The sequence below is a fragment of the Vibrio neptunius genome (assembly GCF_000967495.1).
Classification (GTDB): Bacteria; Pseudomonadota; Gammaproteobacteria; order Enterobacterales; family Vibrionaceae; genus Vibrio; species Vibrio neptunius.
In genome coordinates this window covers 119,532-134,724 of the sequence record NZ_JXXU01000001.1, presented here as the reverse complement: position 1 = coordinate 134,724, position 15,193 = coordinate 119,532, and the positions used below count along the sequence as shown (strand labels likewise).

The following is a 15,193-nucleotide window of genomic DNA, read 5'->3' as shown; positions in this document are numbered from 1 at the left end:
GGTCATCGTTAAGCTAGGTCTAGTTCTGAGATAAGGTTTTGCAACTGGAGCTTGGATTCGCTGTCTAATCCAGAGAGAGGCGCAGGTAAACATGGAGACTCGGCATAGCCCAGAAGCTCAGCAGCACTGACCATTACACGCATGCCACCAAGATTATGTGAGAACAATTGCCACAACTTTTCATATTTCAAAGATAAGTTACTCACTTGTTCTGGGTTACTCTGTCTTGCTTGCTCAAATAGGTGTTTTGCAGTACGAGGAAACAGACCAGCGAGGACTGAATACCAAACATCACATCCGCTTTGTATGCCCATAGAAGCAAAAGCGTCACCACTGACACCAATAGTTACATCCTTAGGTACGCGTTCTTTTAGTGTTTGAACTCTATCTTGCCCTTGGTTTTTAAATTGAGCTCCGGGGAACTTTATTGACTGCACCATTTTAAGCTTAGCGATCTCGGCATGGAGCTGATCGCTAAAGGTAAAGTGAGTCGCGCTAGGGTTGTCATAGACACAAATCGGCACAGAAACATTGTCAGACACAGACCGGTACAGCTCATAGACTTCCTCATCAAAGAGACGTTGATAGGAAATTGGCGCGAGTAGAAGCCCTTTGACACCAAGTTGTTCTGCTTGTTGAGCATTCGCGAGCACATCTCTTAATCTCAGTGCTCCAATACCCGCTAAGACAGGAGTACTTCCTGCCATTTCGACTGCTGTTGAGATCGCCGCATGTTTTTCTGTTGCGTTTAAGTATGGATATAAGCCGGTCGATCCCAGTGCACATATAGAATCTACTTTGGCGTCAACTAGACGGCCAAGAATCTTATAGTACGCCTCGACATCGACTTGTTCGTTTGAGATAGGGGTAATAGGGAAGGCACTTATTCCTTTAAAAATCATTGGATTATTCCTTTGGATAATTGGTTGATGGTGGACTTGACGTCAATAATGAAATAAACACTCACAAGTGTTATCTTAGTCATAGTCATAAAAACTAATTGTCATAGTTCAATATAAACATTGTCATAGGACAAACATGAAAGTCAAGATAAATGGGCAAACCGGGCAGGAATTATTTGAGTCTGTTCGGTCTTTGATTGCGTCAGGAGATTTAAAAGAGGGAGACTCGCTGCCTCCAGTAAGGGAGCTTGCAGCACATGTCGGCGTCAACAGAAATACTGTCGCTGGTGTCTATCAACGCTTGGTAAAATCAGGGTTGGCAGAGACCAAAGGCCGTTTAGGTACGCGCGTTAAAGCGAGGCAATCACAACAGCAGCAAGACGGGATAACAGAAACGAAGTTAATGGATCTTGCTGACGGCAATCTTCTTAAGGAATGGCTCCCCAACCTTGAACAATTAGCCAGAAAAGCGCAACTGAGACAGTTTGTCTATGGTGAAGCGCCTATTTTGTCTGATATTGAGACGTTTGGTCGAGAGTGGTTCATAGACGTGTGCCCGGACAACATGGGTTTATCGATCACCAGTGGGGCGGTCGATTCATTGGAACGCTTAATGTCAGCCCACTTATTACCCGGTGATCAAGTGGTTGTCGAAGACCCGTGCTATCTCGGCTCTTCGACCGCTATCAAGTTGGCTGGAATGCGTCCAGTAGGTGTGAAAATCGACGTTCATGGCATGATCGTCGATGAGCTTGAATCCAAGCTAAAAAAAGGGGCTAGGGCCGTATTGTTTACTCCGAGAGCCCATAACCCTACCGGGTGTTGTTATAGTGAAGAAAGAGCAACAGCTATTCGCCAAGTGCTACAACGGTTTCCGAATGTGCTGGTGTTAATTGATGATCACTATGCCTTACTTGCTCAGCAACCCTATTACAGTCTGGTGCCGGACAACGGTGTATTTTGGGCTGTGTTTCGCTCAGTATCAAAAGGGCTAGGCCCAGACCTAAGGCTTGCGTTTGTCGCTGCTGATCCAGTGACAACAGAACGTCTTCACAGTCGATTGACTGTGGGCATGAACTGGGTCAGCCGTATCCTTCAATCGCTAGTTATTTGTGCACTAACGTCAAAAAGTGTTGAGCAGCGGCTACAATCAATGAGTGAAGACTGTAGACAAAGGAACCAATGGTTGATTGAAGCGCTTGAAGTTCATGGAATATCAATTGCTGGTCCTGTTGAAGGTGTTAACTTATGGGTTCCAGTCAACGGTGACCCTCAAGCGCGCGCGTATGAGCTATCAAAACGTGGTTGGCTGGTGAGACCAGGCGGCCAATTTGATATTGACGGCAAAGCGATGGGTCTGCGGATAACCACAACTAAGCTGGACCAAGAGCTAGCTTCGCAATTGGCTCAAGATATCGCGCTGGTTGACAGGTAGTTAAGATTAAACGTCAAAGATCTTGCAGGATCAAACCGAATCTTTGAAACCAGGGCAACTGAGCGTAGTGCTGCACCGATGCGATATTCGCTTCCTAGCCAATTGAACCCAAGGGTTTTTGTCGATCACTCACCGTATGTAGCAAAAGGTCGCATCACATTCACCCGTTATTGATGCGACCAAAGAGAATAACCAACTAGTATTTAAAGTTAGCGACAATTTGCTCCAGCTTATGGCTAACACCAGAGACTTGTTCGCTGCAACGAACAGAACCCGCTACTACCTGGTGGGTGTCACCTGCCAAATGTGCAATCTCGGTAATGTTGCGATCTATTTCCGCTGATACCATAGACTGTTCTTCTGAAGCCGTCGCGATTTGTGTATTCATGTCGGACATTTCGCTGATCCGCAGTGTCATAGCGTCAATTGCGCTCACCACTTCCTTAGTGCTGGTCTTGGTGTGACGTGCTTGTTCTAAACTTGAAGACATTTTCGTCACTGTCTGTTGTATACCAGATGTTAGGCCCTGAATCGTCGTTTCTATTTGGTGGGTGGAATTATTTGTCATTAGCGAAAGTTGTCTGACTTCATCGGCGACAACAGCAAAGCCACGGCCATTTTCACCCGCGCGAGCGGCTTCTATTGCCGCATTCAACGCAAGGAGGTTGGTTTGTTCTGCAATCCCTTGAATCGTTGCGATCACCTGATGAATTTCTTTGCTTTGTTCATCTAGATTTTCAATTAAGGTTTGAGAATCTTCAATATTCGTTGATAGAGCCTCAATACTATCGCTAGTAGAGTGGGTAACTTTGAGCGCGCCATCAGCTTGATCTTTCATACTTTCTGCATTCTGTGCTGCGGATTCAATATTGGCGGTTATTTCATTGCTGGTCATGACTAATTGGTTAACGGCTGTTGCCACGGACTCTGACTGTACCTTTTGCTGTTCAGCGTTGTTCATGCTTTTTACTGCGGCATGTTCCGAACTGCATGAACTTTCACTCAATACAGACATCACACCGGCCAACTCTTTTACATGACCGTGCAGTTGAGAAATAAATCGATCAAAAGAGTTGGCAAGCTGGGCTAATTCATCATCACCTTTGGCATTCATACGCACCGTAAGATCACCATCCCCACTGGCAATGTTTTCCATAAGAAGGTTGATGGCTTGAATGCGGCTTAGGATGCTTCTTCCTATCAGAAGTAACATACTAGAGAGTAAAACAACTATCGCACTTCCGATTAAGAAAAGTTGAGTTTTTATCTGCGAGGATTTTTGAGAAATGACTTGGCTGATCTCCGTTTGAAGTCCATTGATGACTTTCTCTGTAGTATGCACGTTAGCTCTTAGTGCGCCGCGCAGCCCTTCTCTAGAAGTCAACCCCAGTACTTCGTAGGCTTCGACGATGCTTTCTGCACTGTGGCGGTATTCAGTAAACACAGGCTCAAGCCCCTGAGGTACATGCTCACTGGCAGAGAATTTGTCAAGCGCGGCTAGAAAGGTCACACTGGTTTCTTTATCGGTGCTCGCTAGGTATTGATAATCTGCTTCCATTAACTCAAGCAGTTCAACTTCAAGAACAAAACTGTCTTTTTCAGCTGTGGCGACTTTCAAATCTTTTCTTGAGCGCTCCAATTGTGTAATTAAATTGGATGTGACATTCATCCCTTCAATTGTGTTCACTTGCTTTATCAATTGGTGGAACTGAACTTGATATTGATTAAGAGTCGACACAATAGTTGAAGTACGCTCTTCCATGTCAAGATTGTGCGATTTTAAAATTCTGGTGAGAGCCGTTAAACGTGCGGATAGCTCTTCAAACGTTGCGTCGAAATATTGCGGGTATTTCATATCTTTACGCGCAATAAAGTCTTTTTCGTGACGGCGTAACATAAGCAGGTCAACAGAGCTTTGTAAATTATCTATGGCGGCCTGTTCTAAGGACTCGAAGCTATTAAAGCTGACTTGTTCATAGTAGGCGTACAAGCCGACGCTAACCAGCAGAGTCAAGTTGATGAGGATTAACTTAGCTCGTATGGAAAAAGAAAAAGCAAATCGCTCTGATTTGGGTGAGCCGCTCATGGACACCTCCGTTTAGCCTTATGACGTTAGATATTCGCTTAAATTATGTACATTATGACAATATTGTTAATGCGAATATAAAACTAATAGCACTGAAGAGGTGTTTTTCAAGTTAGCTGGCTATAAATGTCATTTCATATCACCTTTTGAATCAAAGACGATGTATTCAGGGCCCTTGAAAACCAAATAACGCAGTTCGAGTTGGCTCTAGGTTCACTTTGTTGTTTCAGCTCACATAAATACAGTAGAATTTGAAAGGGTGCGACCATGGTCTAATTCCAATCACTTCTGATGCTAAGCGCTAGGTGCTAAGCTAGCAAAAAAGTATAAGAGAAAGGAATATCGTATGAAATTTCCGTACCGAAATGTCGTTGTACTTACCGGCGCAGGTATCTCGGCTGAGTCAGGGATTCAAACTTTTAGAGCTCAGGATGGTTTATGGGAAGATCATCGCATTGAAGATGTGGCTACGCCCGAAGGCTTTGAGCGTAATCCAGACCTCGTTCAGGACTTCTACAATCAGCGTCGTTTAAAGCTTCAGGAAGAGGGTATAGAGCCCAATACCGCCCATTTAGCTTTGGGGCGCCTCGAGAAAGAACTCGAGGGTACAGTAACCATTATTACGCAAAATATTGATAACCTTCATGAGCGTGGTGGAAGTGTGAATGTGATTCATATGCATGGAGAGCTACTGAAAGCACGATGCAGTGAATCTAATCAGGTTGTTGAAGAGAGGGGGGAAGTTAAGACCGGAGATCTATGTCACTGCTGTCAAATTCCTTCTCAGATGAGACCTCATGTTGTTTGGTTCGGAGAGATGCCTTTGCGAATGGGCGATATCTACGAATCATTAGAAAAAGCCGATTTGTTTATCTCAATTGGTACTTCAGGGGTTGTCTATCCTGCCGCAGGATTTGTACATGATGCCAAGATGCATGGTGCGCATACACTTGAAATCAATCTGGAGCCAAGTGCGGTTGAGAGTGAATTTGAAGAGAAACGCTACGGTAAAGCCAGTCTTGAAGTACCTAAATTGGTTGAGGAAATACTCTCGTTGCAACAGTCGGACGCTAAGCATGCATAACTCAGTCGTTCTGAATAGTTTTACGCTGAGAGTGTTTCATTTCGTACATAGCTTTATCCGTTTTTATCAGGTTCTCTTTTAAGGTTTCAGGTGTAGAAGCCTCAATTCCATAGCTAAATAAGATTTGCTCTTCTATCAGCTCTTGTTTGATTCTATCGATGAAGGCTTCACCTTCTCCTGGGCCTACTACAATCACAAACTCATCCCCACCAATACGAAATGCCTTATCTGTTGGACTGACTGCTGCATTGACCGCTTGTGCGAAACGAATGATGGTTAAATCACCGCTGGCATGTCCCTGGGTGTCGTTAATTTGCTTCAATCCATCCAAATCGATGTAGATTAAATCGAATTTCTTGCGAGCGATTGAGAATAGTTTCTTTCGGTTAAAAAGCCCAGTTAAATCATCGGTATACGCATGCTCGCTCATTTGGCGGAATAGTTGTGTCACACCAAAAGCAATCAGCAGGTACGCAATCTGGACTCCACCATCTTCTATCAAGATATGAGTGAATTCATTGTTGTCTGCCCATTGGTCAAAAGCAGGGATTTCCGTGATGATATCGTAGCCTTGATTAACGATAAGGAGTATCAGGCCCAGTTTGATAAAGGTGTTGCTACGGTATAATTCGCGCGAAACAAAGTAGATGAACAGCAGAACGAATAGCGTATTCGCTTCAAAAAGAAGGTCGCTATAAGATTCAGGATTCGTTTGATAGCTGATTGTTGTAACCAGTATCGCAAGCCCAGACAGCACGCAGAAGCCAGATAGGAATCTTTTGTACTTTACAATCATAGCGTCCTCGGTCCGTGAGAAAACAAATAAAGCGGCCAGAGCCGCTTTATTAAGTATATAACTGAAAACAAGTTTACGTTTTAGTTGTCTACTTTTAGCTTCTGGAAGTACTCGTCGTAAAGAACGCTAGCTTCACCGACTTCGTCTTGCCAGGTTCCACTGTCCATCACTTCTTGAGGCGGGAAGATGCTTGGATCATTTGCAAATTCTTTAGGTAACAGCTTATGTGCTGTAGCAACAGGAGTTGGGTAGCCTATTTCGAGGGCGATTTTCGCTGCATTTTCTGGACGCAGCAGGAAGTCGATCATTTTATGAGCGGCATCTACATTCTTTGCTTGTGCAGGAATCGCTAAGCTATCCATCCAGAAGACGGTCCCTTTTTCTGGCCAGATAATGTCGATCGATGCACCTTCCTGACGTGCCATGTAAGCAGAGCCGTTCCAAAGCATGCCTAGAGATACTTCACCAGCTAAGTAAGGGTTTGCAGGGAAGTCTGAGTTGAACACCAATACATTTGGCATAAGCTTCTTCAGTTCTTCGTAGGCTTCTTTAATTTCATCTGGGTTGGTTGTATTTGGTGAGTAACCCAGTTTAGTCAATGCGATATGGAAAACTTCACGTGAGTCATCCATTAACATCAACTGACCCTCCCATTTGCTGTCCCAGAAGTCATCCCATTTGGTGACGGAAGACTTATCCAACATGTCGGAGTTAATACCAATACCAGTCGCACCCCAGATGTAAGGGATAGAATAATTGTTGTTCGGGTCGAAAGGCTTGTTCAGGAAGTTGATATCAAGATCAGAGAAGTGCGACAGCTTTTTCTTGTCGATCTCTTGCAACATGCCTTCTTTACGCATCTTAGAAACGAAGTAAGTAGACGGTACTACTAAATCGTAACCCGAACCTTGAGTCTTAAGTTTGGCGTACATGCTTTCATTTGACTCATAGGTAGAGTAAATAACCTTGATTCCAGTTTCTTTTGTAAAGTCTTCAAGAACTTCATTTGGAATGTATTCAGACCAGTTGTAGAAGTAGAGTTCTTGATCAGCAGCCATCGCAGGCGAAGCGATCAGAGTCGCTGCACAAAGTGCGCTTGCATAGAATTTACTTTTCATTCTTTTTCCGTTTTGTTTTTGCTGAATCATTAAACCGTCAGCCCTGACGATGTTTGGAGATAAAGCCGTGAGTAAAGACGTTTATCGTGACGACAAACCATACGGGGAAGAATTATATCAGCCAATAACGAAAATAGGCAGCGAATGCTGCCTATTTCGTAGAAAATGAATGCTTATTGACCCGCTTTCAGCTTCATGAAGTAATCTTCATATTTCACTGTCAGATCACCAACGGCATCTTGCCACTCGACACGGTCTAGATCTTCTTGAGAAGGGAAGAGTGGGGCAACATCTTTAAACTTTGAGTTCGATGCTTGAACGGCCGTTAGGTATCCCGTGTCACGAGAGATTTGCTCCGCTATTTCAGGTCTCAGTAGGAAGTTAATCATCTTATGCGCAGCGTCTACGTTTACTGCACCCGATGAAATCGCAAAGTTATCCACCCAACCAATGCCTCCCTCTTTGGGGAATACCAGTTTAAGGTTGATCCCTTCGCTTTGAGCTGCCGCTGCACTGCCATTCCAAAGCATGCCTACGCCGACTTCACCTGACATATAAGGCGCACCCGGATTATCAGAGTTAAACACTAGAACGTTAGGCATTAATTTTTGCAGCTCAGCGTAAGCTTCGTCGATTTGTTTCGCATCAGTTGAATTGCCCGAATAACCTAATTTTCGTAACGCAATATGGAACACTTCACGTGTGTCATCCATCAGCATAACCTGACCTTCAAGCTCCGGATTCCACAAATCTGCCCAGCTCTGAAAGTCATTAGGGTCATACATATCGGCGTTAACCGCTAGACCGGTAATCGCAACTACGTGGGGGATAGAGTAGTTATTGTTAGGGTCATAAGGTTTATCTAGATAGTTTTTATCCAGATTATTAAAGTTGCTTAGTTTAGATTTATCGATTTTTTGCAGCATACCTTCATTGCGCATTTTGGCGACGAAATACGTTGAAGGTACAACCAAATCGTAACCTTGATTGTGTGTCTTTAGCTTGGCGTATAAGGTTTCATTTGACTCGTAAGTCGAGTAAATAACCTTAATACCTGTCTCCTTGGTAAATTGTTCCAGAAGGCTGCTACTGATGTATGGCCCCCAGTTCATGAATACCAGTTCTTTGTTTTCATCGGCGAGCACTGAACCAGAGAACAGTGAAAGCGCGTATGCACTACCAGCTAAAAAAGTAGCCCATTTTTTCATTGACGTTAGCTCCAAACCAAACGTTGCCGAATGCTATTGAGTAATCGCGTAAGCATAAACGGCGATCGATAGAAAAACAGAATGGCATCAAGCCATTCTGTTTCATGAAAAAAGATTCAAATCTATTTAACTTTTTCTCTCGCCAGTAACTGAGAAATCACGACTAAGATCAGTGAAACAATCAGCATGACAGTGGCCAGCGCATTCACCTCAGGAGAGATTCCCACTTTAACCATTGAGTAGATCTTGAGTGGCAATATCTCATAGGTTGGCCCGGTCACGAACGAGCTGATGATGACATCGTCCAGAGAAAGCGTAAAACTTAGCAACCAACCTGCGGCCACTGCAGGTTTCGCCAGTGGCAGAATGATTTGTTTGAGAATAACCCATTCGCTAGCACCAAGGTCTTTGGCGGCTTCAAGCATTTTCACATCAAAGCCATTTAAGCGGCTGTAAACCGTAACCACAACAAACGGTAAACAGAAGGTGATGTGCGCAATCAACAAGGTGAAAAAGCCCAGTTGTACACCCAATACCAAGAACAGAGCGAGCAAAGAGATAGCCATAACAATGTCTGGTGACATCATAACAACGAATAACATGCCATTGACTGCACCTTTTCCTTTAAACGTATAACGGAATAGGGCAACGGCCGTTAGGCTACCGATCACAGTCGCTGCTGTCGCTGAAAAAATAGCGACATTCAGTGAGTGCCAAGCGGCTTGCATCAAGCTGTCATTGTTAACTAATGTTTCGTACCACTTAGTGGTAAAGCCTCCCCATTTCATGCCGAATTTATTGGCATTAAACGAGTTAACGATCAATACGATGATTGGCAGGTACAAGAACGCATACACCAACGCCATAAAGCTAAATCTAACTGTACGTCCCATCAGTCTAGCTCCACTTTCTTGTTCAATAACTTGCCTGCTCGATAGTAGGCATAGAGCATGATCGCCATGGCAATAGTGAGCGCGATACTTGTCGCGGCGCCAAACGGCCAGTCTCTGGCATTGAGCACCTGACTTTTAATCACGTTACCAATAAGCAGGTTTTTCGCTCCCCCGAGTAGATCAGCAATGTAGAACATGCCTAACGCAGGAAGAAGCACTAATAAACATCCGCCGATGATACCTGGCATGGTGAGCGGCAGAATGACTTTGGTGATGGTCTGAAACTTGTTTGCTCCAAGATCCTTCGCTGCTTCAATGTAGGTATTATCGAGCTTCTCAATGGCAGAATAGAGCGGCAAAATCATAAATGGCAATAGGATATAGACTAGGCCGATCATCACCGCGGTTTCTGTGTACATCAAACGAATAGGCTTATCGATGATTTCCATTGCCATGAGTGATTTGTTCAAGACACCTTGCGTTCCAAGTACAATCTTAAGACCATAGGTTCGGATCAGTGAGTTGGTCCAAAAAGGTACTATGACCAAAAACAGCATGATAGGTCGCCATTTCTCAGGCATTTTTGCAACGATATAAGCAAAAGGATAACCAATAACCAAACACAATAGAGTTGCAATGATTGCCATATAGAAGGAATGCCAAAGCACCTTCGCATAGAGCGGATCCATCAGGCGAATGTAGTTGTCGAACGTGAAAGTGAGTTCAATTAGGTTCGCTTCATCACGAGTCAGAAAACTGGTAGCAATAATCATTAGATTGGGCACAAGTACAAACAGCGCTAGCCAACCGACGACCAGTGTGATGATGGCGTTCTGCAGATTAAGCTTCTTGCTTATCATTGAGAACGACCTCCCAGCTTTCAACCCAAGTAATCGCGACTTTCTGGCCCAATGAATGGTCCACATCAGGGTCATCTTCGTTAAAAAACTCGCTGACCATGACGCGCATGCCTGATTCCAATTCAATCACAGAATCGAGAGTCATACCTTTATAAGTACGTTCAGTGACGTGGCCAACAATCCCTTTTTGCTCGGATTCCTTGATTTCTTCTAGGCGAAGATCTTCTGGGCGAAGCAGAACTTGTAGCTTGTCACCGGTTAGCGCTTCTTTATCGTAGTAAACAATCGACTCCACACCTTCGATCTCGGCGCGAATGCGTTTGTCATCCATGCGTTCAATCATGGTGGCATCGAATACGTTAATTTCACCAATGAACCGGGCAACGAACAAATTCTTAGGCTCTTCATAAATCTCACGTGGAGAGCCATCTTGCTCAATAACGCCATCACGCATAACAATAATGCGATCTGACATGGACAATGCTTCTTCCTGATCGTGTGTGACGAAGATAAAGGTAATACCAAGCTGGCGCTGAAGCTGTTTAAGCTCGATTTGCATCTGTTTACGAAGTTTGTAATCTAGCGCAGAAAGAGATTCGTCAAGCAGTAACACCTTAGGTTTATTGACGACAGCACGCGCAATAGCGATACGCTGCTGCTGACCACCTGAAAGCTGGTGTGGCTTGCGCTGAGCCATTTTCTCAAGACGCACCATTTTCAACGCGTCAATAACACGCGGTTCGATGTCATCCGCGGGCACTTTTTGCATACGCAAGCCAAATGCAACGTTGTCAAAAACGGTCATGTGGGGAAACAGTGCGTAACTTTGAAATACAGTGTTGACGTGCCTCTGTTCAGCAGGGACTTGAGTAACATTCTGGTTATCAAGAATGATGTCGCCATTGTCAGTGGCCTCAAAACCAGCAATCATTCTTAATACCGTGGTTTTACCACAACCAGACGGACCTAAAATCGTTAGGAATTCTCCGTGGTTCACATCGAGGTTAAGATTTCCGATAATTTCTTTACCATCGAAACTTTTGCTGATGCCAGTTAAACGGATAACTGGTTGTCCTGCTTTTTGTTTAGCGTTCAACGTCTGTTTTTCTCCCACTCCGGCCAACAGAAAATGACCTGTAATTACACAATTTAGAGGCGCGCATCATAATCACCAAAAGTGTGAAATCAAAGCATTTTCTTACCTTGAAACACAAAAAATTTTGCAGGTAAAAGTAAACATTCCTTACCATACTGTTTTTAGACAAATTTAATGCATCAAACTTAGAAAATCGAAGTCAAATTTTGGCTTTACTTGCGCGTTTAATGGTCAATTATCAACCATATAGGCAATAAAGCAAGCGGATGAGCGTGAATCGATTTTGGACTTGGAAAGGATTCAGTATAATGTCGGAATATCGAAACATAACTCTTAATCAACAAGTTAGCTTAGTGAAAGATTCATTAAGCACCGGATTCAATAATGAATAATGATATTGAAAAAGATTTCAATTTAGGTGGAAGTGTCGAACGTGCGCTTTCTGGTAACTACGAATTAAAAGCTGGGGAAGTTTTCAGAGAGGCGTGGGGTCATACGATCAAAAACTTCTTGTCGTTTTCTCCCGCTATTATCATTTTGATTTTTGTTCAACTCGCGATTTTCTATGTTGCGGTAAAACTGCAACTGGGTGACCCTTCAATCATTCTTGATGCAGTGACAAACCCTGAAGGCATTGATCCAAGAATCATTCAGGCGATATTTATTGCAAACTTCAGTTATGAAGTAGTGAGTGCACCTATTTATGCGGGTATCAGCTTAATGGCAATGAGTCATGTTGCTGGCTTATCAACAAAGCCTCGTCATATTGGTAAAGGGCTCCAATATACGGTGCCTGTTATTTTAGCGACCTTGTTTAGCTTATTGCTTCAAGGAATTGCAGGCATGATCCTGCCATTTCTTTCTATGTATTTGTCTCTTGCATTTAGCAATTCTATCCTTCTCATATGTGAGAAGCAGATCCCACCAATGCAATCTTTATTACTGTCTTTACGTGCGGTGAATAAAAAGATTTTTGTTTTGGCAGGGATCTATTCATTGGTTATGTTAATGTTTGTGGCAGGAGCCATGTTCTATGGTCTAGGTTTAATCTTTGTTTTACCGTTCTTCTTCCATGTGAAGGGTATTATCTATCGCAATATGTTCGGTATCAAACTCAAGGTTGTCGCAACGGACAGGCCTAAAGATGAGGATGACAATGACGACGATTCACAAGTGTTCAATGCGTAAAAGTGAATTCCTTGCTATCGCTGCAGCTGGCTTAATCGCCAGCTGCAGCTTTTATAGCTATGAGAAAAATGAAGCTCAGGAACGTGAACGCAGAAAGCAGGCCCAGACGACAGAACAATCTATATCGTTTGATGGTCACTCTGTAGGTCAAGCCCCTGACTTTTCAGCCATCACCAATGTAACAGCAAAAAAACAAGCCTTTTTCGACTATCTGCGCCCAGGTATCGCATTTGAAAATCAACGTATTCTTAACGAACGAAGTCGATTGGACAAGATACAAGTTAACTTCCAAGCAGATCGGCTTTCCAATGATGACGAAAGTTATGCGAAGCAATTAGGAAAGCTTTATAACGTCGACTTGGATTCTAATGGGATTAGCCAGCAGTGGCTTGATCAAATGTTTCATCGTATCGATGTCATTCCAGAAGCGTTAGTCTTAGTGCAGGGTGCCAATGAGTCCGCTTGGGGAACATCGCGATTTGCCACTCAAGCGAACAATTATTTCGGCCAATGGTGCTATAGCTCCGGTTGTGGCCTCGTTCCGCTACAACGCGGAGAGGGCATGACACATGAGGTGGAAAAATTCAGTTCGGTACAGCAATCGATACAGGGCTACTTTATGAACGTTAACCGAAATCGAGCTTACGAAGAATTGCGAGAAATTCGCTATCAACGCCACCTGAGGGGAGAGAGCCTGACAGATATCAATGCAGCGATTGCCTTGACCAATGGGTTGTTGAAATACTCTGAGCGCGGTGAGGCATACGTCAAGGACTTGCAAATGATGATCAGGCACAATCAAGCGTTCTGGGAAGACACCTTTACTAAACAATAAGTATTACACTCAATGAAAAAATTATCGTTAGCTCTTTTAACTGCTGCTGTTACATCTATTGCGGCGTTACCTGTCTCTGCTCAAGAATACATGTTTACCTATTCAAAGCTCTTCACTCATATGAAGCAAAATGCGAAAGAAGGGCATCAAGATGTTAAAGTTGGCTTATTCTTCCTTAATGCCGATACAAAGCAAAACTGTGTTATTGAGAAAGCATGGATGGAGAAAGAAGAACATTATGAAGAGCTTAAATCTTCGCCGTACCATGAATTGCTTGTTCCACTCGACAACAACCTAAAATCAGCTAACCCACTGGTTTTCGTGCAAACGCCAATGGATCAACGATGTGACTTTTCAATGGTTGTGATGACGAAAGAGCCATTTAACGGTGAGATTGCCTACGCAGACGTAGAGAAGTTGATGCCGCAGATGCAGGCTATGCTTGAAGACTTAGGTGGGATGTTTTCCAGCTGGTTTACCCCAGATGTAGATGGAGTGACGCTTGAGTTCGCTAACAAACTGAATTCAAGAGTGGAGTTCTCTAATGGCTCTAGTAAGCCGATCGTGAATGGTAAAGTACAGATCGCTTTATCGGAAATTGGTGAAGGCGGTACTATGACATTACCTCAAGAAACAGCGCGTGTTTTGCCTTATCTATCCAAAGCTAACTGATCCGCTGGGTGTTTATACAAAAAGGGTCGCTGCTGCGACCCTTTTTTAATTCTAAATGCATTTAGATGTTGGTGACATCAAGTTGTAAGCTAGGATCAAATTCCTGAACCCTATCTTCATCAACAATAGGCTGCTTTGGCATTTCTTCTTTGTCGAAACCGATGTCGCCACCGTTAATAACACCTGAGTCTTTGTCGATCGATTTAAAATCAAAAAGCTCATGGTCTGCTAAGTGACTTGGAACAACGTTTTGCATTGCACGGAACATGCTTTCAATGCGGCCTGGGAAGCGCTTGTCCCAGTCGTTCAGCATATGTTTGATATTTTGACGTTGCAAGTTTGGCTGAGAGCCACAAAGGTTACATGGAATGATAGGGTAACTACGCATGTCAGAGAATTTAATGATGTCCTTCTCACGACAGTAAGCCAGTGGGCGAATAACCACATGTTCACCGTTGTCAGATACCAACTTAGGTGGCATGCCTTTCATCTTTCCGCCGTGGAACATGTTTAGAAACAGTGTTTCTAAAATATCGTCACGGTGGTGACCTAGAGCAATCTTAGTTGCACCTAGTTCGTTCGCGGTACGGTATAGAATGCCGCGACGCAGGCGAGAACATAGAGAACAAGTTGTCTTACCTTCAGGGATCTTGTCCTGAACAATTGAGTAAGTGTCTTCCTCTACAATTTTGTATTCAACACCTAAAGATTCTAGGTATCCAGGAAGAATATGGCCCGGAAAGCCCGGTTGTTTTTGGTCTAAGTTCACTGCAATTAACGAGAAGTCAATTGGCGCGCTCTTTTGCAAACTCATCAGAATATCAAGCATAGTAAAGCTATCTTTACCGCCTGACAAACACACCATAATGCGATCGCCTTCTTCAATCATATTGAAGTCCTGAATCGCTTGGCCTGTATTCCGACGAATACGCTTTTGTAACTTGTTGAAATTGTATTGTTGAGCTTTTGTTAGCTCTTGAGTTTGCTCAGTCATTCGCTTGCAGTCTTAATCAATCATGA

Annotated in this window: 14 protein-coding genes; 5 read left to right on the top strand and 9 right to left on the bottom strand. The window is 43.6% G+C overall.

Going from position 1 to position 15,193, the window contains the following annotated elements; all coding sequences use genetic code 11:
- Nucleotides 1-8: 8 nt before the first annotated feature.
- Nucleotides 9-902, bottom strand: a complete 894-nt coding sequence (locus TW84_RS00580; protein WP_052707865.1) for a dihydrodipicolinate synthase family protein — start codon at nt 900-902, stop codon at nt 9-11.
- Between the two features lie 136 nt (nt 903-1,038).
- Here TW84_RS00580 and TW84_RS00575 point away from each other — a divergent pair, with 136 nt between their 5' ends.
- Entirely contained in the window at nt 1,039-2,337 is a 1,299-nt protein-coding gene (locus TW84_RS00575; protein WP_045973642.1) for an aminotransferase class I/II-fold pyridoxal phosphate-dependent enzyme, read from the top strand.
- A gap of 196 nt (nt 2,338-2,533) precedes the next feature.
- Here TW84_RS00575 and TW84_RS00570 read toward each other — a convergent pair whose 3' ends face one another.
- Nucleotides 2,534-4,423: a methyl-accepting chemotaxis protein gene (locus TW84_RS00570; RefSeq protein ID WP_045973640.1), complete on the bottom strand. Its 1,890-nt coding sequence runs from the start codon at nt 4,421-4,423 to the stop codon at nt 2,534-2,536.
- A 346-nt stretch (nt 4,424-4,769) separates the two neighbouring features.
- On the opposite strand from TW84_RS00570, the gene cobB reads away from it, so the two are divergent.
- Nucleotides 4,770-5,507 (top strand): Sir2 family NAD+-dependent deacetylase, encoded by a 738-nt coding sequence (gene cobB / locus TW84_RS00565; RefSeq protein ID WP_045973638.1) that lies wholly within the window; start codon nt 4,770-4,772, stop codon nt 5,505-5,507.
- A 1-nt stretch (nt 5,508) separates the two neighbouring features.
- Here cobB and TW84_RS00560 read toward each other — a convergent pair whose 3' ends face one another.
- From TW84_RS00560 to potA, 6 genes are all read right to left on the bottom strand, one after another.
- Nucleotides 5,509-6,303 carry a GGDEF domain-containing protein gene (locus TW84_RS00560; protein WP_045973636.1) on the bottom strand — a complete coding sequence of 265 codons (795 nt, stop codon included), beginning with the start codon at nt 6,301-6,303 and terminating at the stop codon, nt 5,509-5,511.
- 80 nt (nt 6,304-6,383) lie between these two features.
- Nucleotides 6,384-7,421, bottom strand: coding sequence for an extracellular solute-binding protein (locus tag TW84_RS00555; protein WP_045973634.1), 1,038 nt, complete (start codon nt 7,419-7,421; stop codon nt 6,384-6,386).
- Nucleotides 7,422-7,594: 173 nt separating this feature from the next.
- Nucleotides 7,595-8,629 (bottom strand): extracellular solute-binding protein, encoded by a 1,035-nt coding sequence (locus TW84_RS00550; protein WP_045973633.1) that lies wholly within the window; start codon nt 8,627-8,629, stop codon nt 7,595-7,597.
- 122 nt (nt 8,630-8,751) lie between these two features.
- Nucleotides 8,752-9,522, bottom strand: a complete 771-nt coding sequence (gene potC, locus TW84_RS00545; protein WP_045973631.1) for a spermidine/putrescine ABC transporter permease PotC — start codon at nt 9,520-9,522, stop codon at nt 8,752-8,754.
- Complete coding sequence (potB, locus tag TW84_RS00540; protein WP_045973628.1) at nt 9,522-10,382, bottom strand: spermidine/putrescine ABC transporter permease PotB; 861 nt, start codon at nt 10,380-10,382, stop codon at nt 9,522-9,524. Before potB ends, potC begins: the two co-directional genes overlap by 1 nt.
- Nucleotides 10,363-11,496 carry a spermidine/putrescine ABC transporter ATP-binding protein PotA gene (potA, locus tag TW84_RS00535; protein WP_045973898.1) on the bottom strand — a complete coding sequence of 378 codons (1,134 nt, stop codon included), beginning with the start codon at nt 11,494-11,496 and terminating at the stop codon, nt 10,363-10,365. The genes potB and potA overlap by 20 nt, the downstream gene beginning before the upstream one ends.
- Before the next feature lie 366 nt (nt 11,497-11,862).
- Here potA and TW84_RS00530 point away from each other — a divergent pair, with 366 nt between their 5' ends.
- The 3 genes from TW84_RS00530 to TW84_RS00520 are packed head-to-tail and all read left to right on the top strand — an operon-like array spanning nt 11,863 to nt 14,173.
- The gene (locus TW84_RS00530) at nt 11,863-12,666 is read left to right on the top strand and encodes a DUF2189 domain-containing protein (RefSeq protein ID WP_045973626.1); all 804 of its coding nucleotides are present in this window, start codon (nt 11,863-11,865) and stop codon (nt 12,664-12,666) included.
- On the top strand, nt 12,659-13,501 hold the full coding sequence (locus tag TW84_RS00525) for a glucosaminidase domain-containing protein (RefSeq protein ID WP_045973624.1): 843 nt from the start codon (nt 12,659-12,661) through the stop codon (nt 13,499-13,501). The genes TW84_RS00530 and TW84_RS00525 overlap by 8 nt, the downstream gene beginning before the upstream one ends.
- 12 nt (nt 13,502-13,513) lie before the next feature.
- Complete coding sequence (locus TW84_RS00520; RefSeq protein ID WP_045973621.1) at nt 13,514-14,173, top strand: DUF2987 domain-containing protein; 660 nt, start codon at nt 13,514-13,516, stop codon at nt 14,171-14,173.
- A 61-nt stretch (nt 14,174-14,234) separates the two neighbouring features.
- On the opposite strand, the gene ttcA is transcribed toward TW84_RS00520, so the two are convergent.
- Entirely contained in the window at nt 14,235-15,167 is a 933-nt protein-coding gene (gene ttcA / locus TW84_RS00515) for a tRNA 2-thiocytidine(32) synthetase TtcA (protein WP_045973619.1), read from the bottom strand.
- Nucleotides 15,168-15,193: the final 26 nt, after the last annotated feature.

What these genes read in the sequence shown, in the direction of transcription:
- TW84_RS00550 (WP_045973633.1), bottom strand. Translation starts at nt 8,629, where the DNA reads ATGAAAAAATGGGCTACTTTTTTAGCTGGTAGTGCATACGCGCTTTCA.
- TW84_RS00570 (WP_045973640.1), bottom strand. Translation starts at nt 4,423, where the DNA reads ATGAGCGGCTCACCCAAATCAGAGCGATTTGCTTTTTCTTTTTCCATA.
- potC (WP_045973631.1), bottom strand. Translation starts at nt 9,522, where the DNA reads ATGGGACGTACAGTTAGATTTAGCTTTATGGCGTTGGTGTATGCGTTC.
- TW84_RS00575 (WP_045973642.1), top strand. Translation starts at nt 1,039, where the DNA reads ATGAAAGTCAAGATAAATGGGCAAACCGGGCAGGAATTATTTGAGTCT.
- cobB (WP_045973638.1), top strand. Translation starts at nt 4,770, where the DNA reads ATGAAATTTCCGTACCGAAATGTCGTTGTACTTACCGGCGCAGGTATC.
- ttcA (WP_045973619.1), bottom strand. Translation starts at nt 15,167, where the DNA reads ATGACTGAGCAAACTCAAGAGCTAACAAAAGCTCAACAATACAATTTC.
- TW84_RS00580 (WP_052707865.1), bottom strand. Translation starts at nt 902, where the DNA reads ATGATTTTTAAAGGAATAAGTGCCTTCCCTATTACCCCTATCTCAAAC.
- TW84_RS00555 (WP_045973634.1), bottom strand. Translation starts at nt 7,421, where the DNA reads ATGAAAAGTAAATTCTATGCAAGCGCACTTTGTGCAGCGACTCTGATC.
- potB (WP_045973628.1), bottom strand. Translation starts at nt 10,382, where the DNA reads ATGATAAGCAAGAAGCTTAATCTGCAGAACGCCATCATCACACTGGTC.
- TW84_RS00560 (WP_045973636.1), bottom strand. Translation starts at nt 6,303, where the DNA reads ATGATTGTAAAGTACAAAAGATTCCTATCTGGCTTCTGCGTGCTGTCT.
- TW84_RS00530 (WP_045973626.1), top strand. Translation starts at nt 11,863, where the DNA reads ATGAATAATGATATTGAAAAAGATTTCAATTTAGGTGGAAGTGTCGAA.
- TW84_RS00520 (WP_045973621.1), top strand. Translation starts at nt 13,514, where the DNA reads ATGAAAAAATTATCGTTAGCTCTTTTAACTGCTGCTGTTACATCTATT.
- TW84_RS00525 (WP_045973624.1), top strand. Translation starts at nt 12,659, where the DNA reads ATGCGTAAAAGTGAATTCCTTGCTATCGCTGCAGCTGGCTTAATCGCC.